18 protein-coding genes are annotated in these 23,346 nt (G+C 65.4%); 8 read left to right on the top strand and 10 right to left on the bottom strand.

The genetic code is table 11. From position 1 onward, the window contains the following. Window positions 1–75 precede the first annotated feature (75 nt). On the bottom strand, window positions 76–339 hold the full coding sequence (locus ACWEOI_RS12675) for a hypothetical protein (RefSeq protein ID WP_452359665.1): 264 nt from the start codon (window positions 337–339) through the stop codon (window positions 76–78). Window positions 340–626: 287 nt separating this feature from the next. Here ACWEOI_RS12675 and ACWEOI_RS12670 point away from each other — a divergent pair, with 287 nt between their 5' ends. Together ACWEOI_RS12670 and ACWEOI_RS12665 are read left to right on the top strand one after the other, a co-directional pair. Then, window positions 627–3,578 carry a CHAT domain-containing protein gene (locus ACWEOI_RS12670; RefSeq protein ID WP_452359664.1) on the top strand — a complete coding sequence of 984 codons (2,952 nt, stop codon included), beginning with the start codon at window positions 627–629 and terminating at the stop codon, window positions 3,576–3,578. A 73-nt stretch (window positions 3,579–3,651) separates the two neighbouring features. Then, window positions 3,652–4,857: a S8 family peptidase gene (locus ACWEOI_RS12665; protein ID WP_452359663.1), complete on the top strand. Its 1,206-nt coding sequence runs from the start codon at window positions 3,652–3,654 to the stop codon at window positions 4,855–4,857. Between the two features lie 454 nt (window positions 4,858–5,311). Here ACWEOI_RS12665 and ACWEOI_RS12660 read toward each other — a convergent pair whose 3' ends face one another. The 4 genes from ACWEOI_RS12660 to ACWEOI_RS12645 all read right to left on the bottom strand — a co-directional run bounded on the left by ACWEOI_RS12660 (window position 5,312) and on the right by ACWEOI_RS12645 (window position 10,318). Next, window positions 5,312–7,405 (bottom strand): acyltransferase family protein, encoded by a 2,094-nt coding sequence (locus tag ACWEOI_RS12660; protein ID WP_452359662.1) that lies wholly within the window; start codon window positions 7,403–7,405, stop codon window positions 5,312–5,314. A 291-nt stretch (window positions 7,406–7,696) separates the two neighbouring features. Beyond that, the gene (locus ACWEOI_RS12655) at window positions 7,697–8,875 is read right to left on the bottom strand and encodes a cation:proton antiporter domain-containing protein (protein WP_433665835.1); all 1,179 of its coding nucleotides are present in this window, start codon (window positions 8,873–8,875) and stop codon (window positions 7,697–7,699) included. Between the two features lie 6 nt (window positions 8,876–8,881). Beyond that, window positions 8,882–9,364 carry a cation:proton antiporter regulatory subunit gene (locus ACWEOI_RS12650; protein WP_433665834.1) on the bottom strand — a complete coding sequence of 161 codons (483 nt, stop codon included), beginning with the start codon at window positions 9,362–9,364 and terminating at the stop codon, window positions 8,882–8,884. Window positions 9,365–9,532: 168 nt separating this feature from the next. Next, the gene (locus ACWEOI_RS12645; RefSeq protein WP_433665833.1) at window positions 9,533–10,318 is read right to left on the bottom strand and encodes an FkbM family methyltransferase; all 786 of its coding nucleotides are present in this window, start codon (window positions 10,316–10,318) and stop codon (window positions 9,533–9,535) included. A 910-nt stretch (window positions 10,319–11,228) separates the two neighbouring features. Here ACWEOI_RS12645 and ACWEOI_RS12640 point away from each other — a divergent pair. Next, window positions 11,229–11,639 carry a hypothetical protein gene (locus ACWEOI_RS12640; protein WP_452359661.1) on the top strand — a complete coding sequence of 137 codons (411 nt, stop codon included), beginning with the start codon at window positions 11,229–11,231 and terminating at the stop codon, window positions 11,637–11,639. Between the two features lie 1,200 nt (window positions 11,640–12,839). Here ACWEOI_RS12640 and ACWEOI_RS12635 read toward each other — a convergent pair. The 3 genes from ACWEOI_RS12635 to ACWEOI_RS12625 form a co-directional block, all read right to left on the bottom strand. After that, window positions 12,840–13,811, bottom strand: coding sequence for a pentapeptide repeat-containing protein (locus ACWEOI_RS12635; protein ID WP_452359660.1), 972 nt, complete (start codon window positions 13,809–13,811; stop codon window positions 12,840–12,842). 210 nt (window positions 13,812–14,021) lie between these two features. Next, a complete protein-coding gene (locus ACWEOI_RS12630; protein WP_433665830.1) occupies window positions 14,022–15,095 on the bottom strand; it encodes an NAD(P)H-dependent amine dehydrogenase family protein in 1,074 nt (357 codons plus the stop codon). A 14-nt stretch (window positions 15,096–15,109) separates the two neighbouring features. Continuing rightward, on the bottom strand, window positions 15,110–15,928 hold the full coding sequence (locus ACWEOI_RS12625) for an SDR family oxidoreductase (protein ID WP_452359659.1): 819 nt from the start codon (window positions 15,926–15,928) through the stop codon (window positions 15,110–15,112). 94 nt (window positions 15,929–16,022) lie between these two features. Here ACWEOI_RS12625 and ACWEOI_RS12620 point away from each other — a divergent pair, with 94 nt between their 5' ends. The 5 genes from ACWEOI_RS12620 (at window position 16,023) to ACWEOI_RS12600 (ending at window position 21,390) form a co-directional block, all read left to right on the top strand. After that, window positions 16,023–16,601: a TetR family transcriptional regulator gene (locus ACWEOI_RS12620; protein WP_433590278.1), complete on the top strand. Its 579-nt coding sequence runs from the start codon at window positions 16,023–16,025 to the stop codon at window positions 16,599–16,601. A gap of 158 nt (window positions 16,602–16,759) precedes the next feature. Next, complete coding sequence (locus tag ACWEOI_RS12615) at window positions 16,760–18,136, top strand: SPFH domain-containing protein (protein ID WP_452359658.1); 1,377 nt, start codon at window positions 16,760–16,762, stop codon at window positions 18,134–18,136. Between the two features lie 86 nt (window positions 18,137–18,222). Beyond that, window positions 18,223–20,025: a fatty acid--CoA ligase FadD11 gene (fadD11, locus tag ACWEOI_RS12610; protein ID WP_452359657.1), complete on the top strand. Its 1,803-nt coding sequence runs from the start codon at window positions 18,223–18,225 to the stop codon at window positions 20,023–20,025. A 91-nt stretch (window positions 20,026–20,116) separates the two neighbouring features. After that, entirely contained in the window at window positions 20,117–20,713 is a 597-nt protein-coding gene (locus tag ACWEOI_RS12605) for a TetR/AcrR family transcriptional regulator (RefSeq protein WP_452359656.1), read from the top strand. 23 nt (window positions 20,714–20,736) lie between these two features. Continuing rightward, window positions 20,737–21,390 (top strand): enoyl-CoA hydratase-related protein, encoded by a 654-nt coding sequence (locus ACWEOI_RS12600; protein WP_433665825.1) that lies wholly within the window; start codon window positions 20,737–20,739, stop codon window positions 21,388–21,390. Here ACWEOI_RS12600 and ACWEOI_RS12595 read toward each other — a convergent pair. Beyond that, window positions 21,377–22,030 (bottom strand): response regulator, encoded by a 654-nt coding sequence (locus ACWEOI_RS12595; protein ID WP_452359655.1) that lies wholly within the window; start codon window positions 22,028–22,030, stop codon window positions 21,377–21,379. The two genes, ACWEOI_RS12600 and ACWEOI_RS12595, sit on opposite strands and share 14 nt — an antisense overlap. Further along, window positions 22,027–23,133, bottom strand: a complete 1,107-nt coding sequence (locus tag ACWEOI_RS12590) for a sensor histidine kinase (protein WP_452359654.1) — start codon at window positions 23,131–23,133, stop codon at window positions 22,027–22,029. The genes ACWEOI_RS12595 and ACWEOI_RS12590 overlap by 4 nt, the downstream gene beginning before the upstream one ends. Window positions 23,134–23,346: the final 213 nt, after the last annotated feature.

Raw genomic sequence — 23,346 nt, 5'->3', positions numbered from 1 at the left:
CGCCGCCCTGGTCAACACTTGGTCGACATCGACCACCGCGCTCCCGGGTGGGCGCCCGCTTCGCGCAGATGAGTCTCAGGTTGGCCGCTCGCCACTGCCGCGCACGGAGCGCAGGGCGAAGGGCAGGAAGCGGTCCGCCACCTCCAGCGCGGTTGCCGCGTCGACTTGCTCGGGCAACCCGGGGGAAAGGAAGAACCTGCTCATCACAGGGCCGACGTTCGTCGGCTCATGCGCTGCAGGCGCGGTTGCTGAGGTAGACCAAAGTGTGACCGAAGATCTAGATAGCGTTGTGCGGCAACCAGACTGCGCGTTTTGTTCCCGATTCTCGTACTGCTGCATACCGCGGATGGTTTAGATGGATCATCTCGCTACGCGCATTGGTTCGGTGGTGTACCGCCAACACGGCGTGATGGAGGATGCGGTCGTTCGGTGGCTTCTGCTGTGAGGTGGTGCACGTTGTCCCGTGCTCGGTTCGAATCGACATGGCCCGCCGTGGTGTCGCTGGTGCACGCTCCCGCCCGTACGCTCTCCCTGAGCGATTCGGGCTGGACGGACACGTGCGCCGTCGACGATGCGGGCCTGATACGCCAGAAGCAGGTCCCCCACGTCACCGGGGTGAGATGCTGATGAATGGCAGTGTCCACGAAAACAAGTGGGTCGACCGCGCAGCACGGTGGGAAGAAGACTTCATCCGGGGCCGTGCAGCGGCAGTGATGTCGGACATCCGGGCAGGCTTGCGTTTGGCGGAGGGTATCGACCGTGCCTATCTGTTGGCCAACCTGGCCAACTACCTGGTGTCCCACCACGGCGCGGCTGCGCCGATCGACAGGATGCTGTCCGAAGCTACCGCGCTACTGGACGACGCCCATGCTCCTGATATACGCGGCACGATCCTTGCCGCCAAGGGACTTCACGCGATAAACGCCGGCGCAAACGATCAAGCGTTGCTCTACCTTGCAGACGCAGAAAAGCAATTTCGCGATTCGGGCAACTCGATCCGAACGGCGAGAGTGCAGATCAATCGTGCGATTGCCCTAATGGAACTTCATCGAGGCGACGAATCGCTTGCCCTGCTGGATGAAGCTGAGACCGCACTTTCTACGCTAGTACAACGCGAGTTCGGCGGGCAGTTCTACCAAGGCGTCATCTCGGTCAATCGGGCCTCGGTATTTACGTCGGTAGGCAGGAATGATCTCGCGCTAACCCACCTGTTGCGCGCCAAGGACTATCTGGTCCCGTTAGGGAGTACGAAATCCGTCGGGTTGGTGTGGCTCAACCTCGCGATTCTCTACAAGACGGAATGTAGTCATGTGTCCACACTTGAGGCCGCGCGGAACGCCGCGCAAGTGTTTGAGGAGTTCGGCGATACCGACTCTGCGAGGAGATCTCAGGTCCTGGAGGCGGGCGCGCTTCGCGAGCTGGGCCAGTTGAACCGCGCGACCGAGATAATCACCGAGATGCTGGCGGTTTGGGACAAAAGCGCGAACGATGCACCTCCTATCTGGGTGCTGGAAGGCTTGGACGAATACACAAAGATCCTTCGCTGGAGCGGCAAGCTGCTTGAGCAGGAACGCATTGAAAAGATCCTCGCTGATCTGAGCTCCAGATCGCCATTTCGGAGTCCTGAATTCACTGCGCTGGATGCGTGGATGCCGGCGTTTACTGCCTGGATGGGCGCACTCGACGACAAGACGAAAAGTCGGGCGTGGGATGAGATGCGGCGCTTGATCGGCCAGATCCGAGAAGTGAGAGTTGACGGTGAAGCTGCCGAGGTCTCCCGCGCGCGAATTCTTATAGCCGACGTTTTCGAGGGCGTTTCCCTAGCGGTAAAAAATGGAGCTGTCGACGAAGCTCTCGAGCGGCGGATTACTGATTTGGCGGGTGAATTCTCCGGATACAAGGCGGACCTGCTGCGCTCGGCGAGTGCGATGTTGGCTGGAGCCGCAGGATTTAGTGTCGGGAACAAGAATCAAATGCTCCGGTGGGCACTGGCAGAATTATACCTTCGTCAGCGCACATCAAGATCACTCGAGGACGAGCAGTATCGCGCCAGGTTCATCACCGCGAGCTCCGATCTCATCAACGTGCTCGATCTCGTGATGCAATTACAGGACTGGGAGTGCCTCGGAGAAGTCATTGAATTTGTCCGGACGGATCAGGCGCGCATCAACTTCGATGTGTCCGGCGACCTGGAGATCGCAATGCCATCGTTCCGGTCTCTTCTCGACCCGTCAGTGCCCGCACCTGTCGAAAACCTGTCATTGCCGGTTCTGTTGTCGGTGAAAGGCACCTCCAAAATTGGGAAGTCAGTTGGAAAATCACCCGAAGCCGATCTGGGTCATATCCGCGAAGCCTGGGCAGGAGAGGACTCGTCGTGGCTCGCTCACTTGGTGGTGGGTGACCGGCTCTACTGGTCGTATGCCACGCGCGGCAGCCACCTCGGTGGTGCAGTGGACTTGGACGTCCCTGTCCGCGAGGCACTCACGACCTACGCAGACTCGCTTCCCCTCAGCACCGCTCGTGACCGGAATCTTCTAGCTCGCGATAACGCGCCAGAGTGGTGTGTGCAGGTCACCGCCGTTGCCCGTTCCGCCCGCAGTGCCATGGTCGCAGACGAAATCATCGTCGAACACTGCCTCGACAGTCTGCCGCGCGCACTCAAGAAGAAGGTGATGAGATATCTCGACACCTTCGACGACTCGGATCTCGACTCAGCCCTCGCATGTATCTCCTCGCTGCTCATTCCGCCGGTCGTGCGCGATGCACTCCTCAAGCACCCAGACCACCGGCTTGTCCTGTCGCCGGACGCACAGTTCTCTTCGATTCCTTATCCGTTGTTGCCTCTAGCGCGGGACGTAGCATTGGTCGATGTATCGGCGCTGCAATTGATTCCGCCCGCTGGTGCCGTAGATCGTGCATTGCGCGTGCCTCATCGGCCCGCCTCCCGGCACCTGTTGTCCGTGCGCAATCCAGTAGGCGACTTGCACTACGTCCCGACACCGATTGCCGAGGATATCGGTGTGATCCTGGCAGGCCGCAACAATATTGCCGCCGAATCGGAACTGGCGACACCCGCGCACACCCTGGCAGCGCTCGACGGCCTCGCCGCGGAAGGGCTGTTCAGCTACATCGGCCACATCCGGGCCGGCAACGCTGCACGCCCTGGATCTGCAGCGTTGCTGCTGGCATCCACGGATCCCTTGGATCAGCCCACGCCGTTATCCGCGAAGCAGATCCTGGCCTCGAAGGTGCGCATGCCATCGCGGGTGTACCTGGGCGGATGCGAAGGGACCGGATTCGGCACGGGCCTGGAATGGGCCAGCGTTGCCTCGGTCGCTCTGATCCGCGGCGCGTCTTGTGTGCTCGCGCATGCCTGGCCGATCATCGATCACCCCAGCGCGGGCAAAGTCGACCAGACATGCATCGAAACCCTCCTCGCAGAAGATGATCCGGCAGTAGTGTTACGTGCGGCGCAACGCCGCTGGCTACAGCAATGGCGCAGCGACGGCTCCGGTGTGGCACCGCATTGGTGGGCAGGGCTGCAGTATATCGGCCGTTCCGGCGAGCACCTGTCTTAACGAAACTCCCCCTCGCCCCTGACGCGAATGCAACCCCCACATACGCGACAACCCAACCATTGAAGGCCAGAACGTGGACCAGTACATCATTCTGCGCGACCTGCAAGGCGCACCCGGCGTGGACCACAACCCTCCCCAAGTACGTGGCACGGACGCTACTGAAGCGGCGATGGCAATTCGCGAGCCCGACATTCAGATCGCCGAACTCGGTCGACGCGGGGGTGATGATCTGTTGTCGGACAATCAGGTCGTCGCCCGGGCGGTCACGATGCCACTGCAGCTGATCAAACCCGTGGACATGTCGCCGCTTGGCGACGCTGCCGAAGTTGCGGACCAGGACACCGTCGCTTGGGGCGTTTCAGCCGTAGGCGCGGAGCGTTCGTCCTTCACCGGTGCTGGCACGGTCGTGGCGGTGCTGGACACCGGTATCGACCGTGAACACCCAGCCTTCGCCGGTATCGATATCCTCGAACGGGACTTCACGGGTACCGGAAACGGTGATCCCAACGGACATGGAACCCATTGTGCGGCAACGATAGCCGGACGCGATGTCGAAGGACGTCGCATTGGGGTCGCGTCCGGCATCGAGAAACTGCTGATCGGAAAGGTCCTCGATAACGAGGGCCTAGGGAGTTCGCACATGCTCGTGGACGGGATCAACTGGGCTACGCGCCACGGTGCCGACGTTATCTCGATGTCGGTTGGATTCGACTTCCCGGGCCAGGTCACCGCCCGAATCAATTCCGGATGGCCGCCTGAGGTCGCGGTCTCCCGGGCACTCGAGGACTACCGCGAGAACATCCGCTTGTTCGATTCCCTGATAACAATGATCCGGCGCACAGTGCACCAGCCTTCCGGCGTGGTAGTGGTCGCCGCGGCGGGCAACGAGAGCGATCGACTCCGCCACAGCGACTTCGTCATCGCGACGTCCCTTCCCGCCGCAGCGAAGGACGTGATCTCGGTAGGGGCTCTGACGCGCAACGCAGGCAAGTTCACTGTCGCCTACTTCTCCAACACATTCCCACAAGCGTGCGCTCCCGGTGTCGAAATCATCTCGGCACGCACCGGCGGTGGATTGAGCATCAAGACCGGCACCAGCATGGCGTGTCCCCACATGGCCGGAGTAGCAGCGCTGTGGTGGGAAGCGCTGCGAGCCAAAGGGCACACCGCACATTCGAGTCTCGTCAGCCATAAGCTACTGGCCAATACCGAAACGGAGCGGCTGATCGGCACCATCGGGGAAGCAGACTACGGGTACGGGCTTGCCATGGCACCGTGACCGAGTCATTGCGATGCGTCACGCATGGTGACGGATGGTCTCATTCAACCGGTGGTCCCATCCTCGACCGGACGGATCGACCGGACGGAAGAGTATCGGTGAAGACAGCCTGACCACGCTACGCAGTGTCACGGAGGAGTCACCCCTGGCGTCCGCCGGCGGGAGCTGTCGCGAGTAGGTCTCGACACTGCCATGTCTTACCGGATTTTCTCTGACACTGCCATCTTTTCCCGGATGAAACATCCGCTTGTCAGTCCGGACAGAGTTGGCAGTTACCAGGTCAGAGCCTTGTGCTACTGCCATGTTTTTCCGGATCAGCCAGGCGACCTCTTTTGGGCCGCTCCCCCGGACTCCGCGAGATCCCATTAATACGTCACTGTGACGTATTGTGGTGGGCTGGCTGGGTGGTGGAAGTTGTTGGTGTTCGGGCGAATTGGAGCCACCGGTAGGCCGGTCACCACCACCCCAGGATCGGCTGGAGTTCCCGGCCGAGCGCGGGGGCCAGAGATCTGGAATAGCTGGCGGTGAAGTGATGCTCGTCGTGGTAGATGAGGATGTTGCCCTCGACCACCGGGCAGATATCAGGTTCGCAGACGGCATCGGTGAGGTCGATCGGGAACACGTTGGGGTAGGCCGCCGCGGGCTCGAGAGCCGGGTCGACCGGATTGAGGGCGTAGTCGCGTTTCATGCCGCAGCTGAGCCGGTCGCCGCCTTTGCTCAAACAGTCGATCCCGCTGTAGCGAATCCCATTGCGCCGCAACCACGGGGTGTCGCGGACGGCGATGACATTGAGATTGCGGGCGGACAGTTGGGACCACACATCCAGGTAGTCCTGGGGCGTTTCGTCACCACCGTCGTCCACGGGCCGGGTGCCAGTGGTGAACACCCAGTCCGGGCGGTCGGCGCCGAGACGGTCGATCACCTCACGGGACCAGTCTCGGCAGTCCGGATTGGGCTGGCCTTTGTACATGGCGTCCGCGGCGACGGTGAGCGGGCAGCCCATCTTCAAGTAGACGACGATCCGGAAATCGTTCTCGGCGGCGAGAATCTGCAGGGCGGGCAGCCAGTGCTCGGCGTGTGAACTGCCCACCACCGCCAGCGTGCGCTCCGCGGTGGCGTCTCCGTAGGTACAAGTCACAACGTCGCGGGTGTTCCAGTCCGCGATGCAGCCATCGAGGGTGGGCGGCGGCAATTCCGAGGGCGCTTCCAACACGGTGGGCCGCATCTTCGCGAGTGGTGCGGCTGCACCGCTGACCAATGCCTCAGCGCCGGGGTAGATCGCAGGATCCAAGGCAAATGCACTGACGGCCGATGTGGATTGGGTGCGTATGACGAAATGCCACGCCGAGGTCACGCCGATCACCGCTACGCCGAGCACCGCGATCATCGACCATGCGGCCCGCCGAATTCCGGTGGGCAGGGTCTGGGTCCGTGTCCCCGAACGCAGCGGCTGCTCGATCCACCGATGGGTGATCCAGGCGAGTACGAGCGAAGCGCCGATGATCAACACACCGTCGGTGAATCCCGCCCGCGGGCGGCCGGTTTCGACGAGCAGGAAGATCAGGAGCGGCCAATGCCACAGATACAGCGCGTAGGCCAGCTCTCCCAGGCGAACCGCCGGCGGAGTGCCGAGCAGCCTGTTGGGCAGGGGCCGCGACGCGGGATCGGTGTTGGCGCCGCTGGCGATCAACGCGATGGCCGCACCGACCGGAAGCAACGCGGCTGGGCCCGGGAACAGATCGGCGCCGTCGAGGACCACTCCACAAACCAGTACCCCGGCCACACCGGCTATCGCCAGCAGCCACCGCATCGGCCGGGGCGGCGAGATCATCGGGGCCACGATCACGCACGCCGCACCGGCCAGCAGCTCCCACAACCGCGCGAAACTGTCGTAGTAGTTCCAGCCCTGATGCGTGGCGGCACCGTGCGTGGCATACGCGAAAGATGCCACACCAGCAGAGGTGATGACGGTCAGCAGCACAGGGCGCAGCAAACGGGCGGTGCCCGCGCGACGGGACAGCGCCCAGGTCACGCCGGCCACGACCGTGATGGCGAGCAGGTAGTACTGGCCTTGCACCGACATCGACCACAAATGTTGCAGTGGACTCACGCTCGGGTCTGCGGCCAGGTAGTTCGACCACGACAGCGCCAACTGCCAATTCTGGTAGTAGAACATCGAAGCCATCGTCTGGGTGGCGATGTCGGACCACCGTGTGTACGGGCTGATGTAGAACGCGGCGACAACCACCGCGGCCAGTACCGCGACCATTGCCGGGACCAGCCGCGCGAGCGTACGTCGCACCATGGCGACCACGTCGACCGACCCGGTCGACTCGGCTCGACGTATCAGCATCCCGGTGAAGAAGAAGCCCGACAGCACCAGGAACACATCGACGCCGCCGGACACGCGGCCCATCCAGATGTGGAACATCACGACCAGCGCCACCGCCAGTCCACGCAATCCGTCCAGGTCCAGCCGGTACTCCGCGCCCGCCGTTCGACGCGGCGCATGCTGGTTCTCCTCGCGGACGCGAGTCGACAACCTCATCGGCTACCCCTGACAGCAAAGGTCCTGCGATGCAGCGAACGTGTCGGCTGATGCAGGGCGGACGGAAAGTGGACAGCGGACTGTTTACCACGATCGGTAGCAGTGCAAACGAACGCACCCGTCACTCACACCACACTCACAGCTCCCGCCCCGGGCGTATTCCAGCGAACGGGTGGTCCGTGTCGCCCCGTCGCGGCGAGGTGTGGGTCGAGCTCGCTCCTCCCCCGCGGGCCGAGCTCGACCCACCCGCACGGAAACACGCCAGCGGTGATCGCCGGTGCGAGCCCGTTGTCAGGCCGTGGGTACCCGTAGCCGATCGACGCTACGCAGAATCGGTTCTAGCCCGCGGGCGGCGACCGGACCGAGAATGGCCATCAACAGCACATAGGTCGTCGCCAGTGCCGCGAACTCGGGTGGTGCGGCGCCCGCGGCCACGGCGAGACCGGCGATGACGATGGAGAATTCACCGTGGGCCACGAGCGCGGATCCAGCGCGAGCACGTCCGTAGCGGGAAGCCCCGGCCCGCCCGGCGGCCCACCAGCCGGTGGCGATCTTGGTGGCCGCCGTGACCACCGCCAGCAGCACTGCCCAGCCCAGCACCGGCGGAATGCTCGCCGGATCGGTCCTCAGCCCGAACAGCACGAAGAACAACGCCGCGAACAGGTCCCGGATCGGTTCCAGGAGCTTGGTGGCGTTGTGGGCGGTGGAATCGGAGATGGCGATGCCGAGCAGGAACGCGCCGACCGCCGCCGAAACCTGCAACGCGGAGGCGAATCCCGCGACCAGCAGCGCCGAGCCCAGCAACTTGAGCAGGAAGATCTCGCGATCACTGCTGTCGACGATCAACGACACGTAGCGGCCGAAGCGCAAGGCCACCACGAGCACCAGGGTGACCGCGGCCAGCGCGATGCCGACCGTCTGCAATCCGGCTACGAAACCCACCCCCGCCAGCACCGCGGTCAGCACCGGTAGGTAGCCGGCCATGACGAGGTCCTCGAACACGAGAATCGAAAGGATGGTGGGGGTTTCGCGGTTCCCGACTCGACCCAGGTCGTTGAGCACCTTCGCCACGATGCCCGAGGAGGAAATGTAGGTGACACCGGCCATGGCGATGGCACCGGTGACGCCCCAGCCCAGCAGCAACGCCACCGCGACGCCGGGGGTGACGTTGAGCACGACGTCGACCAGTCCCGCCGCCCACGAATTGCGCAGTCCGGTCACCAGTTCGGAGGCGGTGTACTCGAGACCGAGCAGCAGCAACAGCAGGATGACACCGATCTCGCTGGCGAGTTCGATGAATTCGTCGACATGATGAAGTTCGATGAGACCGCCGGTGCCGAACACCAGACCGCCCACCAGGTAGAGCGGGATCGGCGACATACCGATCCGGCCGGCCAGGCGGCCCAGCAGGCCGAGTCCGAAGAAGACCGCACCGAGTTGAATCAGGGACAGGGCTGTTTCGTGTGCCATCAGTCCTCAGCCGTCCGTCAGGATCCGGCCGGCCGCGGTGAGTCCGTCGACTGTGCCGACCACGACGAGCATGTCACCGGCGGTCAGCACGAAATCGGGACCGGGCGAGGGCAGCACGTGACCAGCGCGCATGACAGCGACGATGGAGGTGGTCGTGCGAGTCCGCATCTGGGTATCACCGAGTGGACGTCCGTCATACGGGGATCCGGCACGTAACGGCAGCTGCCGGGTCGCCAGACCTGTCAATTCCCGGTGTTCGTCGTCGAGCTGGGCCATCAGCTGCGGTGCCCCCAGGAGGTTGGCGAGCACCGCGGCCTCGGGACCGCTCATCGGAATCTGTTCCGAAGCATCGGGATTGCCGACGCGGCCGATGAGCAGATCGATGGATCCATCCTTGTGGTCGATCACGCCGACGCGGCGACGCGATCCGGACAGCTCGAACTCCTTCCGTATGCCGATGCCGGGCAAGGGAGTCACATCAATATTCACAAATCGAACATAACGGACATTCGCTCACGGGGTTCGGGGACCTCAGCACCCTTCCGCCGTCCCGATCGACAGCGGTCAGGACTCGTCGATGCTCAGGAAGATCCATTGCAGAGCAAAGGGTTCCGAGTATGCGCGGCCAACGCCAGACCCGGACAGCTCGTCACTCCGTCACCAGATTGGTGGCCGAAAGGCGAAGACCTCGTAGAGCTCCGTTCCGCGTAGGAAGGCGTCCTGACGCACCTCCGTAACCAAACCCTGGGAGCGCAACAGCGCGCAGAACTGTGCCAGGCGATCGCCGCAGTCGTGGACTTCGGCGACGACGGTTCGCATCCGAGCCCAGTCCGATTCGGCGATGCCGCGGACGACATCCAGTTCCGCTCGCTCGACATCGATTTTGACCAAACCGATTTCGCCTGCCGGTGCCTGGTCCGCCAGCAATGCCGACACCGTGGTGACCTCCACGTCGATCTGTTCCCCGTCCTGCAGGTCGTTCGTGACGAGAGCGATCGCCTTCTGATCGAGGCCACAATTCTGCAGGAAGATCGTCGTCGACTGGTTGTCACACTGACGGTCCGTGTACAGGCTGTAGTTCGCTGACGCCCGTGGGTACCAGGTGAACTGTGCGGTGCCCTTCGCCGCGCCGACCCCGATTTCGAGCGCGATACCGTCGGGGACGTGCGCAACCATGTTGCGGCGCAAGCACTCGAATGTCAGTGGAGCGGGCTCGACGGCGATGACGCGCACCCCGGGACAGGTATCCGCGAACGCTATTGCGCTGAGACCGATGTTCGCACCGATATCGAGCACGATGTCGTCGGGGTGCAGTTGAGCGGCCGCCCGTCGGTAGTACCCCTGGCTCGACATCTCATCCCAGAGCATCCGGGCCTCGGCGGGGCTCGTGCAGGTCACCGACCTGCCGTCCTTGAGAGTCAGTCGTTTGAGAGAAGTCAACATTCGCCAAGCACCTTTCCGGAACAGGGCCGATCTCGGCCGGCATTGTGGGGTGAATCGATTCGGGTGACGCGTATCGACGACGGTGTGGCAGATATAGCCACTGATGAAGCGCCGCCACGCGTTCACGACTGCTGCGTCGAAAACCCCTCAACGTGACGAACCGGACCAACAGGGCTGTATCCGCCATGCGAAAACTATTGAGCCCATGGAAGAGTCGGTCGCCGCCCACCGCAGCGAGTTACCCGGCGGTCGCCACCCCGACCCCGGACCTTCGTCGTATCGAAGCTCGATGAGCCCCCTCGAACGGTGCCGCGCCGGGACCGCTTTCGGTCCCGTGCGCGATGGCACGTATCGGATCCACCGCGCCGATACACCGAACCACGACCAGATTTCGAATCGCCGGAACCCCGCAGCCCGGCGTCGACGGTCGTCGTACACCTAGCGGGTCACTGTAGCCCTCGCGACGACTCGCGTCCTGTATTTACCGGAAAGGGTCGCATTAAATCTGATCAAGTATGTCCGTTTGGTCTGGTCTTCGGTCGCTCTGAACGGCACCGCCAGGCGGCCTGCGCCGCCGCAACGTCCTTGTTAGCGAACGCTTTGCCACCGAATCGACCTTGCTTCACTGTCGAGAGGATGTCGCGCTGACGCTCCGCGGATTCGCATCTGATGCGCTACAAGCAGCGTGTGTGTGTCCCGTGAGATTTAGAGGATCCAGATCATGTCAAATTGCGAGACAGTTGCCACATGCTGTGCCTATCATCTAGCGGCGGCTGTTGGCCCGCCGCGTTGTGCCGCTGTGCCGATCGAGTGTCTCGAGACTCTGCGGGCGCCGGTGAAGCCGGCGGCAGTCGCGCGAGGAGCCTCATGAGAATTCCAAGAAACATGTGAGCAGATTTGGGACGGATTGATGACTTCACCGGAAGTAGCCGAGCACCTCGCAACCCTGGTATCCCCCAAAGGGATGGACGTGGAGTTGAGCGGAGTTGTCCGCGTTCTCTCGTCGGCCCCTGCCGGTCGGACGACGACGCTGTCCGGCGACGAGCGCGAACAGCTTCTGATGGAGTGCCTCGAGAGGCTGACTCGGAGCACTCCCGCCGCTGTCGTGTTGCGCGGCACCACAACAGCGTTCGTCGCGATTCCATCGAAGCGACCGTTCCGCCTGATCGCCCGTCGGGCGACGAACGACGTCGGCGGGGCCTTGCCGGTGTTCGCCACGCACGCCCGCCAGTTGGTCAAGGTCAAAGTCGGCGGGCTGGGCGAGGTCACCGCCCGCCTGGTCGCCCGCACAAGCCGAACAGGCCGACACTCGTGGCACTGACGTAGCACTCGGTCAGCGCCTGCCTGCGCCTCGGGCGCAGGTCCAATTCCATCGCCGCGCAAGCGATCTCAACCCGTCGTCTCGGGCACGAACTGCACCGAGACGACGGGCGGCTTCGTCGTTACCATTGCTTCGTGAGTGATCGCTGAGGACCGTCAGGGTTCCCTGCCGAAGCCAACCAGGTCCGCCGCCCTCCAGCTCGGCTTGATCGAGGACTGTTGCAGGCAGTCATTCTCCGGACCTTGTCCATGCGGAGTGCTTTCGGCGGCCTACTGCGGGAAATGAAGACCTTCTCGAGTTCGGCGAAGGGCCGGTCGCCTCTTGCTCAGAGCTTCCTTTGGTGATCTCACGCAGTGCGTCATTCTCAGAATTGTCGATACCACTGCCCGGGCCGATCGGTCTCACTCGCTGGGCACCGCTACCACGAATGCGGCTATTTCATGGCAACGATACTGAAGCGCTGACCCTGTGTCGTATGCGACGCCGGCCCTCGCGTTCAACTGCGGAAATATAGCCCCATAGCATCCATTTTGCCCGTTATGGGCCGGTCATTAAATGGACAAATCGGAATTTCTTGCGGTTAATGTTTAAAAATGAGCTCTCTAGCGGTAATCTGGCGAATGATCCGCAATCCCTCAATGCGGATCCCCGATTGGGGAACGTGCCCACCCACGCCCCCAATGTTGTGCGGTGGTGCCGCCGAGTCCAGCGGCACCACCGTCCGGGCTTCCGAACCGTACGATACGAAGCGAACAGGAAGAGGAAATGGTCGTTACGCCATCGACGGCGCCGTCCTACGCGGGCACCGCCCGACAAGCCCTGCGTCGCCATCTGAGAGTTTTATTTCGGCATGTCCCCTTCCGCCGCTCTTCCGAAACATCGAATCGCGAGTCGAGGAAGACAACACGATGACGTCGGGGAGCGTAACGTTCGGCAACGTTCAGGTCGTATGGAGCAGCGAGAGGTCTCTCTTCATAGCCTTCAGTGCGGATTTCCCGGGGCTGTATGCCAAAGACCGATGGTCCGCCGTGCGTGCTCGCCGGCTCATGGAAGAGCGCGTACGAAGTCTTTTGATCGCCAACGACCTGTGAGGTTCGAATGGCGGCACGCAAAGTAATTGTCCCCTTGACGGAGGTCAGTGGTTGGCAACTGCAGAACTTATCGTCCTTTTTATTGTCATTTGGACGATCCTGTCATTCATTATCGGGTGGGCCTTGATGGGGCGACGGCGCTGACTTCGACGGAATCAGCACTGTTGACTGGACTGGAAATCGGGCGCGGAGGCACTGGGCGGGGTTTGTACCCCTCGGGCCACACCGTCTTGTCGTCGTAGGTCAGATGGTCGGTGCTCCGGAGTTGGTGGAGATCGGCATCCGCGAGGTTCGCTCCTTCCAGATGGGCGTCACTGAGATCCGCCATGAAGAAATTGGCGCGCGAGAGATTCGCGCCCCGCAACGACGTCGCGTGCAGATCCGCGTGCGCCAAGTCAGCACCTCTGCCGTCCGGCGCCGATAAGTTCACACGGTCCAACCTCGAGTAGGACAGATTCGCAAACTCGAGGTTGGCGCCGGAAAGATCTGCACCCTCCAGGTTTGCGAAGTCCATTCGCACGCCCTGGAAGTTGGCGCCATCCAGTGTGGTCGCGCAGAGTTTGGACCATGTCAACCAGGCATGCATGAAGACCGTATGGCTGAAACGCTTGCCGGACAGATCGATCATGACCAGGCAGGTCTTCCGGAGATCGAGCTGGTGATCCGGGAACGGCGTGTACGTGTGACTGATGGCCGCCGCGGCGGCCCACAGGTCGGCCGGTGCCGGTTCCGCAACCGGCAAGGTGTCTACCGGCAGCTCGACATCCGGGCAATTGGTCAATGCACGCGACCGCAGAAACGCGCTGAGTACCTCGACCACCGTTTGCGAGTCGGCCGCGGAATCTCGCGCGATGCGCTCCAGCGCGTAGACCCCGCCTACTCGCACAGTCTGCTGGTCGGAACCCAGATGCTCGACGGACTTACCGAAACGATCGGTGACTTCCACTTGCTGAGACAGACCGTACTGGTGCCGTGTCTCGCGCAGATTCAGACCCGTGAAGACCAGCGCCCCGACCGCCGCCGTCGCGGTGGTGATGGCCGCCAATGCGGTCCACAAGTCCTTGTTGGCCCAGCCGCGCACAGCACCCGCCACGGTCCGTGGCGGCCGCTGTGCTCCCGTGCTTTCGGCGCTTCCGACGACGTCGGCTCACTCGAGGTCACCCCGGCATCATGACGCTGGACCTGAGACAGCGAAGGACACCACGCCGTAGATGACCAGCATCGACGCATTGTGCTGCTGCCGGGGGCGAAGTGAGAGATTTCGCCCCGGCAGCAGCGGTTTTCGTCAGGTTCAGCGGATGGTGCCGAAGCCGGGGATCAGTGGGAGGTCCAGGGGGGTGACCCAGCCCGGCGGGAGGGCGTTGACGGCCGCGACGGCGTTGAGGGCTCGCATGCCCGTGGAGAGGCAGCCCGCTACCGCGGGGGTGCGGCCGGAGCCGTCGGTGAAGCGGAACGAGGTTTCCTGGGCGATCGAGGGGCTGCCGAGGATGTCGACGCGGTAGACGTCGTCCTTGGTGCCGGCGGGCCAGTCGGGGGCGGCGTCGAGGCCGATGCGGTTGACGTGTTCGAGGGTGATGACCTCGCGGCCGTTGTAGACGCCGTTGATGGTGAATCGGATGGCGGCGACGGTGCCGGCTTTGACGCCGCCCTTGGCGGAGGGACGGTCGGTCGGGGTGACCCATTTGTCCCAGGTGGTGGTGATGGCGTCGAGTTCGATGCCCGCGGCCGCCGCGATCATGGGAACGGTTGCGCCCCACGCCATGATGAGCATGTCGGGGTGTTCGAGCAGGGCTTTGAACTCGGGCGGGTGGCCGATGCCCATCTCGAATTCGTAGTCGCCCTCGTAGTCGGTGTAATCGAGCAGTTCGGAGGCGCGCACGGACTGCACCTCACCGCACAGGCCCATGAGGGTCAGCGGGAACAGGTCGTTGGCGAAGCCGGGGTCGATGCCGGTGGTGAAGCACGACGCTCCCCCGGCCTGACAGGCTTCGGTGATCGGGTCGCGCCACACCGCGGGCAGCTGCTTCATCTGCGGCCACACCCACGGGGTCATGGCGGTCGAGCACACGTCGATGCCGGCGCGCAGGAACGCGCCGATGACGCGCATGTTCTCCTCGGCGAAGGCGGCGGTGGGCCCGTAGTGGACGACGGCGTCGGGGCGCAGCGCGATGAGCTCGTCGACCGAATCGGTGGCCAGGACACCGGTTTTCGCGGCCCCGCACAGGTCTCCGGCGTCCTTGCCGACCTTGTCGGGGTTGCTGACGCCGACGCCGACGAGCTCGAAGGCGGGGTGGCGCAGGATCTCGGCCAGCACCATGGAGCCGACGACGCCGGTCCCCCACAGCACGATGCGTTTGGTGGTCATGGTGACTCCTGGATTCATCGGTGGAATTCGCCGCAGTCGACGGTGAGCATCTGGCCGGTGACCGCGGTGGCCAGGTCGCTGGCCAGGAACAGGGCCGCGCGGGCGACCTCTTCGGGTCCGGCGAGGCGGCCCAGGTCGGTGGGCGCGGCCTTCTGCCGGTAGATGTCGTCGTGGGTGACCCCGGATTGGCTTGCCAGCCAGTCGAAGTAGGCCTTGTTGATGTCCTCGTACACATACGACGGGGCGACGGAGTTGACGCGGATGCCGCGCGGGCCGAGTTCGGTGGCCAGCGATGAGGCCAGATGGGCGAGGGCGCCCTTGGACAGCTTGTACCCGGAGTATTCGGGCTGTGAGCTGTAGGACACGCACGAGTTGAGCATGATGATCGACCCGCGGGACGCGGCGAGCGCGTCGGCGAACAGGGCCGAGAGCCGCAGCGGCGCGAACACATTGGTTTCGTTGGCGTCGCGCAGCGCTTCGACGTCGATCTGGGTGATCGGGTACATGGGCGGGATGGCGAAGGCGTTGTTGATCAGGCAGTCGATGTGGCCGGCTGCGGCGACCGCGCGTTCGGCGAGTGCGCGGCGCTGATCTTCCTCGGTGATGTCGGCGCGGACGACGTGGGCGGTGGCGCCGAGGGCGCGGGCTTCGTCGGCGTATTCGTGCAGGCGTTTCTCGGTGCGTCCGGCCAGCACGAGGGTGGCGCCCATGTGGGCGGCTTCGATGGCCAGGGAGTGGCCCAGTCCGGGGCCGACGCCGGAGATGACGATGACTTTTCCGGCCAGCAGCGGTACCGGGCGATAGGTGTCGGGGATGTGCGGGGCGGCTGACACGACTCCTCCTCGAGTCCTCAGCCGTTACAGAGCGTAACGGCTTAGTTGTGACAGACTGTAACGACTCGTGCCCGCAGCGACAAGGACGAAATCCGTGACCACACGCCACCGGCTCGGCCCGCACCGCGATCCGGCGGTGGACACCGCGGTCCTCGACGCCGCCCGCGCCCTGGTCGTCGAACAGGGTTATGCCGCAACCTCGATCGACGCCATCGCCGCGCGCGCCGGAGTGTCGCGCCCGGCCATCTACCGGCGCTGGCCGTCCAAGGCGCATCTGATCGCGCAGGCGGTGTTCCCCGATGTCGGCTCGGCGGTGGTGGCGCCGGATCTGCTCGGGGAGATCCGCAAGGTCATCCGCGGCACCATCCAATTGTTCGGGTCCGCGGAAACCCGCGCCGCCATGCCCGGTCTCATGGCCGAGATGCGGGAGGATTCCGGGCTCTACGAGAAGCTGTCCGCCCGCCTGGACTCCCCCACCCGCGACGAACTCGGCGACTATCTGCCCGGCCAGGACACCCGCCCGGGCCTGGACCCGAACACGGTGCTCGACACCATCGCCGGGGCGGCCTTGTTCGCCATGTGCATCCGCGATATCGACGATCTCGACGGCTTCGCCGCCTCCCTCGAGGACCTGCTCCTCTACGGCATTCTCGGCCGCCCCGCCGCCGACTAGCCCAGACACCGGGAGGGTCTGTTCCGCAGACTCCTCATCACCGGACCCGCCGCGACTCGCGCACCCCGTCACTCCCCGATGCCCGGGCGACGTTCGCGGACGAGTCGCTGCGCGAATATCGATGGGCCGAACGGTCTTTCGCCGGTAGCCTGCCCGCCATGGCGGCGAAGAACAACAGCTATCTCGATCAGGTCGTGGCACAACAGGCCGAACTGGAGGAGGACCTGCGGCCCGCGTTCGCGCGGTCCGCACCCGCACCCGCGGCGATGCCGATCCCGCCGGGCGCCCCGGGACCGCGGGGCGCACTGGCCAAACGGGCCGGGCGCGTGGGGTCGGTGCGGGAGAACACCCCGCAGGGTCCGGTGGAGGTGCGGGTCAGCGGCTGGTGGCGGTGGCGCACGGTGCTGGTGCCGCCCAACGCGTTCGTCGTGCACACCCGCCGCGGCGCGGCCGAACCCCTGCACATCGGACTCGGTGTGTCGTTCCGGTTCGACCCCACCAAGGACTCTTACCTGGTGGTGCCCGGCGCGATCCAGACCATCCTGATCAACGCCTACTGCATCTGCAGTGAACTGCAGGGCGTGCTGGTGCAGGGGTATGTGCAGTGGATCATCGACGATTTCGCCACCGCCTACCGCAAACTCGACTTCTCCGACCCGGAGGATCCGATGCGGCTGGTCAATGTGCAGCTGCGCGAACAGGCCGAGGCCGCGATCAAGGACAAGGTGTCCACGATGGCGGTGCGCGACGTGCTGTCGGACAAGCAGCCCATCATCGAGGAGCTCACCGCGCGGCTGCGCACCGTCGCCGAGGGCGCCGGCGACGGTGCGCGGGGGCTGGGGTTGTCGATCGTGACCGTGCAGATCAAGGAGGCCGTCGTCTCCTCGAACACGTTGTGGGAGAACCTGCAGAAGCCCTACCGCAGCGAACAGAACCGGGTCGCGCGCCTGGCCGAACTCGACGCCCAGGAAGCGGTGTCGGTGCGTGAGGCCGCCGCCGGGCGGGCCGCCGAGCAGCGGCGCATCGAGAACGAGCGGGAGCTGGCCGAACTGCGCGCCCGCAACGACGCCGCGTCCTTCGACCGCGAATCCGCCGAACGTTTGCGCCGCACCGAACGCGAGCACGAGGTGAACCGGGAGGTAGCCGACCTGGCCCAGCAGTCGGCGTTGCACACGCTGCGCCTGGAACGCGAACAGCACGCCGAGAAGCTCGACAACGCCCGCCGCGAAGCCGAGCGGGCCGCGCAGCGTCAGGAAGCCGATCTTGCGTTGGCGCAGGCCAAAACCCGAGTCGCGCACGAGGCCGCGTTGCTGGAACTGGATCGGGAACGGGTCGGCATCGACAACGCCAACAACCGCAATGCCGCCACCATGCAGGCCCAGCTGATCGAGGCGCTGCCCGAGATCGTGGACAACCTGCCCACCCCGACGGAGTTGCGGACCGTGCAGATCGGCGGGGACACCACGGGATTGGCGAGTGTGGTGGCGCAGTTGTCAGACATCATCACCGCCATCCGCAAAACCGGACAATCCTGACGCGTCGGGTGTCGTCATTCGGCCCCGCCACGCCCACGCGCCGTCATACCGTCTGAGAAGGCCTCGACGGTGGGAGTGGATCGAGAATGGTGATGAGCGAACCGAATACGACACCCGCGGTGTTCCAGGCGACCGCCGCGATCGACCCTGCCGCGATCGCGGTCCGCTCGATCGGCGGCACGCTGACCCTCACCTGGCGCGACTACGCCGCCCAGGTCCGCGAGATCGCCGCGGGCCTGGCCGCGCTGGGCGTGGGCCGCGGGGACACGGTGGCGTTCATGATGGCCAACCGCGTCGAGTTCTACCCCCTCGAGGTCGGCGCCCAGCACACCGGCGCCACCTCGTTCTCGGTGTACAACACGCTGTCCGCCGAACAACTGCATTACGTGTTCAGCAACGCCGGCAACCGGGTCGTGGTATGCGAGGCGCAATACGTGGACCGCATCCGCGCGTGCGGGGTGCCCATGCAGACCATCGTGTGCGTGGACACCCCCACGCCGGGCACGCTGAGCGTCGCGCAGTTGAAACAGCTCGGGCGCAGAGACTTCGATTTCGACGCCACCTGGCAGGCGATCACCGGCGAGGACATCGTCACCCTCTGCTACACCTCCGGCACCACCGGCAATCCGAAAGGCGTGGAGATCTCCCACGCGGGTCTCGCGTTCGAATGCCGCGCCTATGCCTCGGTCATGCCGGTCGAGTTCGGGGACCGCATCACCTCGTTCCTGCCGACCGCGCACATGGCCGACCGTGTCACCGGCCTGTACCTGCACGAGTACTTCGGCACCCAGATCACCGTCGTGCCCGACCGCACCCAGCTCGGCGCCGCGCTCGCCGACGTGCACCCCACCATCTGGGGTGCGGTGCCGCGGGTGTGGGAGAAACTCAAAGCGGCCGTGGAGTATTCGGTCGCCGCCGAATCCGACCCCACCCGCAAGGCGGCACTGGTGTGGGCGCTGGACGTGGCCGCCCGCAAGGCCGCGGCGCAACTGGCCGGGCAGCCGCTCGACGGGCTGGCCGAGGAATGGGCGCGCGCCGACGCCGCCGTGCTGGGGGCGTTGCGCACGAAACTGGGCCTGGACCAACTCAAGTGGGCGCTGTCGGGGGCCGCGCCGATCCCGGCGGAAACCCTCGGGTTCTTCTTCGGCCTCGGCATCCCGATCTCGGAAGTGTGGGGCATGTCGGAATTGACCTGCATCGTCAGCGTCGCCCCGCCCGGGCAGGCGCGGCTGGGCACCGTGGGGCGGCTGCTGCCGGGACTGGAATCCAAGATCGCCGAGGACGGTGAGTTCCTGGTGCGCGGGCCGCTGGTCATGCGCGAGTACCGCAAGGAACCGCAGAAGACCGCCGACACCCTCGACGCGGACGGGTGGCTGGCGACCGGTGACATCATCACCTGCGACGCCGACGGGTATCTGCGGGTGGTGGACCGCAAGAAGGAACTCATCATCAACTCCGCGGGCAAGAACATGTCCCCGGCCAATATCGAGAACACCATCAAAGCCGCCGCCCCGCTCATCGGGGCGCTGGCCACCATCGGCGACAATCGCGCCTACAACACCGCCCTCATCGTCCTCGACGCCGAATCCGCGCCCCCCTACGCCGCCCAGCACGAGCTCCCCGACGCCTCGGCGGCGACGCTGGCCGGGGACAAGTCGGTGATCGCGGAGATCGCGCGCGGGATCGCCGCCGGGAACGCGAAACTCTCACGCGTGGAACAGATCAAACGATTCACGATCCTGCCCACCTTCTGGGAGCCCGGCGGCGACGAGATCACACTCACCATGAAGCTGCGGCGCAAACCGATCGCCGAGAAGTACTCCGCCGACATCGACCGCATGTACCAGCCGGAACTGGTCGAAGGCGTCCACGAACCCGGACCGGCCTGACCCCTTGCTGTGACACCGGCACCCGGCGGTAGCGCTGGGGTGCCGGATTCACCCCTTCATAACAGAGCAAGTGCTCTGTTATGGTCGGTGCATGCCCCGCCCCCGCACCCACGACCCCGACCGGGTGCTCGACGCCGCCGAAGCGCTCGCCGTGCGCTCCGGACCCGCCGCGGTCACCATCCGCGCCGTGGCCACCGCCACCGGCGTCTCCAACGGCGCGCTCTACCACACCTTCGGTTCCCGCGCGGAACTGCTGGGCCGCACCTGGATTCGCGCCGCCCACCGCTTCCTCGCCCTGCAAGCCGAGATGGTCGCCGCCGCCGGCGACGGCGTCGACGCGGTCATCGCCGCCGCCGAAGCCCCCGCCGAATTCGCCGCCCGCCACCCGCTCTCCACCCGACTGTTCTTCACCGTCCGCCGCGACGACCTGCTCGGCGACGACCTGCCCGACACCGTCCGCACCGAACTCGCAGCCACCCAGAAAACCCTGGTCGAGCTGATGAAAACCCTCGCCCACCGGCTGTGGCAACGTCGCGACGCCCACGCCGTGGACACCCTCACCATCTGCCTGGTCGACCTGCCGACAGCGATCCTGCTCGACCGCGACCGGCTCGCCGATCCCACAGCCCGCCGGCAGTTGCGGGCCGCGGTCCGCGCGGTCCTCGACATCGGGCCCGCACCCGCCTGACCCACTTTCGCGAAGGAACCCCCATGCCCACTCTGAGCTACCGCGACAAGATCGCCGTCCTCGACCTCGGCGGCGACGAGAACCGCTTCTCACCCGACTTCCTGACCTCCGTCGGCGACCTTCTCGACACCGTCATCGCCGACGGTGCTCACGCACTGGTCACCACCGCGTCGGGCAAGTTCTACTCCAACGGCCTCGACCTGGACTGGTTGTCCAACAATGGTGAGCGCGCCGAATGGTATGTCGCGCAAGTGCAGTCACTGCTGGCGCGCATGCTCACCTTCCCGCTGCCCACCGCCGCCGCCCTGCCCGGCCACGCCTTCGGCGCCGGCGCGATGCTCGCGCTGGCCCACGACTACCGGGTGATGCGCGAAGACCGCGGCTACTTCTGCTTCCCTGAAGCCGACATCCGTATCCCGTTCACCCGCGGCATGTCCGCGCTCATCCAAGCCAAACTCACCCCCCGATCGGCCGTCGCGTCCATGACGACCGGGCGCCGCTTCGGCGGATCCGACGCCTTGGCCTACGACCTCGTCGACGCGATCGGCGACCTCGACACCCTCACCGACACCGCGCTGGGCATGCTCGGCCCGATCGGCGCGAAAGACCAGGACACCCTCGGCGCGATCAAGGCCACCATGTTCGCCGACGCCGTCTCCGCCCTCAACAACGCCTGACCCCGGGTCGCCGGGTGCGGCGCACCGCGAACACCGCCAGCCGCACCCGGTTGTCACAGCCGGTCTTGTCCATCAGCTGCACCAGGTGCTTCTTCACCGTCGTCACCCCCAGATGCAGACGCTGCGCGATCTCGGCATTACTGAAACCCTCCCCGACCAAACTCAGCACATCCAGCTCCCGCGGCGTCAGATCCACTGGGGCAGAGGTGGTTTCGGTGGGCGTGTCGAGGGCGCGCTGGACCAGGCGATGCAACAGGGAAGGGGAGAACAGCAGCCCCCCGTCCATCACCCGCCGGATCGCCGACAGCAACGCATCGGGCTCGGTGTCTTTCACCAGATAGCCGCTCGCACCCGCCGCCAACGCCGGATACAGGTGCTCGTCGTCGTCGAAGGTGGTCAGCACCAACACCTTCGGCCCATCCGTGCCCGCGGTGATCTGCCGCGTCGCCTCCACCCCGTCCATGCCGGGCATCCGCAGATCCATCAACACCAGATCCGGTGACAGTTCCGCCACCGCGCGCACCGCCGCCACCCCGTCGGCGGCCTCTCCGACCACCGCCAGGTCCGCGGTCTCTTCGACCAGCATCCGCAACCCCGCCCGCACCAGACGCTGATCATCGACCAGCAACACCCGGATCACCGCGACACCACCGCCTCCGCCACCGGCAGCACCGCGTGCACCACCCACATCCCGTCGCGCGCACCCGCCTCGAGGCTGCCTCCGGCCATCTGGGTGCGCTCACGCATTCCGGCCACCCCATGCCCCGGCACCGCCGCCACCGACCCGCCGCCACTGCGCACCGACACCGTCACCCCGGAATCGGTGCGCGACACCGCGACCCGCACCGGGTGGGCGCGGTCGGCGTGCTTCATGACATTGGTCAGCGACTCCTGCACCAAGCGCAGCAACGCCAGCCGGGTGATCGCGTCCACCCCGTCCAGACGCGCGTCGATATCGCCATGCACCGTGAACCCGCCCTGACGCACCCGGGCCACCGCCGCCTCGATCTCGGCCCGAGCCACCGTCGCATCCAGCAACGGCACCGCCCCCACCATCGGATCCCGCAGCGCGGCCAGCAGCCGCCGGATATCGGTCAACGCCCCCGACGCCGTCTCACCCACGTCATCGAGAACCTCCGCCACCCGCGGATCCGTGCCGCCGAGCACCCGGCGGGCGACCTTGACCCGCAACACGATCGAGGCCATGTGATGGGCGACCAGATCGTGCAGTTCCCGCGCCAGCGCCGTGCGCTCCTCCGCGCGCGCCCGTACCTCCGCTTCCGCGGCCCGCGCGGCCAGACTGGCCGTCAGCTCGCGCTGCCCCCGCAGATACAAGCCCAGCAGCACCGGCAACCCCACATAGGCGAGGGCTTCCACGAACGTCGCGCCCCGCCAGAACGACGGCGTATGCCCACCCCAATGCCCGGCCGGCCACGCCACCGCCCACACCGAACCGACCAGCACCGCGGCCCGGGTCCCGCGCCGCGTCACCGCCTCCACCACGGCCAAGGCCGCCAGATACGGCACCAACTCCGACGGCCCCCACGCCGGGATCACGAACATCGCCACCGCCAGCCCCGACAACACCAGCGACATCGCCACCGGCCACCGGCCACCCACCGCGAACAACACTCCCGCCGACACAGCAATCAGCCAGTAAACTAACGGGACGTGGTACTCACCGGGGAACGTGCTCGCCGCCAGTAACAACGGAATCAGCAGCAGCGGCACAAAACGTGCCATCTTCCAGCGGATCGGATGAGAGTGGGGAGCAGGCACCAAACCACCGTAGAGACCGCACCCCGACCCGGCACACACGGGTCGCGTTAGCACAGAGATAGCTTGCCCGCAAGACTCGCCAGGCCGCATCCATGGCCGTGAACGCGGCTCACGGGAGGGGGAAACGACACCACCGCGATCAGCAGGCTGGGACCGGCGCATCAACCCCGCGCCGCA

Source organism: Nocardia sp. NPDC004340 (assembly GCF_053602575.1).
This window is presented reverse-complemented; position numbering and strand designations above follow the sequence as displayed.

What these genes read in the sequence shown, in the direction of transcription:
- ACWEOI_RS12675 (WP_452359665.1), bottom strand. Translation starts at nt 339, where the DNA reads ATGCAGCAGTACGAGAATCGGGAACAAAACGCGCAGTCTGGTTGCCGC.
- ACWEOI_RS12670 (WP_452359664.1), top strand. Translation starts at nt 627, where the DNA reads ATGAATGGCAGTGTCCACGAAAACAAGTGGGTCGACCGCGCAGCACGG.
- ACWEOI_RS12660 (WP_452359662.1), bottom strand. Translation starts at nt 7,405, where the DNA reads ATGAGGTTGTCGACTCGCGTCCGCGAGGAGAACCAGCATGCGCCGCGT.
- ACWEOI_RS12655 (WP_433665835.1), bottom strand. Translation starts at nt 8,875, where the DNA reads ATGGCACACGAAACAGCCCTGTCCCTGATTCAACTCGGTGCGGTCTTC.
- ACWEOI_RS12645 (WP_433665833.1), bottom strand. Translation starts at nt 10,318, where the DNA reads ATGTTGACTTCTCTCAAACGACTGACTCTCAAGGACGGCAGGTCGGTG.
- ACWEOI_RS12640 (WP_452359661.1), top strand. Translation starts at nt 11,229, where the DNA reads ATGACTTCACCGGAAGTAGCCGAGCACCTCGCAACCCTGGTATCCCCC.
- ACWEOI_RS12630 (WP_433665830.1), bottom strand. Translation starts at nt 15,095, where the DNA reads ATGACCACCAAACGCATCGTGCTGTGGGGGACCGGCGTCGTCGGCTCC.
- ACWEOI_RS12615 (WP_452359658.1), top strand. Translation starts at nt 16,760, where the DNA reads ATGGCGGCGAAGAACAACAGCTATCTCGATCAGGTCGTGGCACAACAG.
- fadD11 (WP_452359657.1), top strand. Translation starts at nt 18,223, where the DNA reads ATGGTGATGAGCGAACCGAATACGACACCCGCGGTGTTCCAGGCGACC.
- ACWEOI_RS12605 (WP_452359656.1), top strand. Translation starts at nt 20,117, where the DNA reads ATGCCCCGCCCCCGCACCCACGACCCCGACCGGGTGCTCGACGCCGCC.
- ACWEOI_RS12600 (WP_433665825.1), top strand. Translation starts at nt 20,737, where the DNA reads ATGCCCACTCTGAGCTACCGCGACAAGATCGCCGTCCTCGACCTCGGC.
- ACWEOI_RS12590 (WP_452359654.1), bottom strand. Translation starts at nt 23,133, where the DNA reads ATGGCACGTTTTGTGCCGCTGCTGCTGATTCCGTTGTTACTGGCGGCG.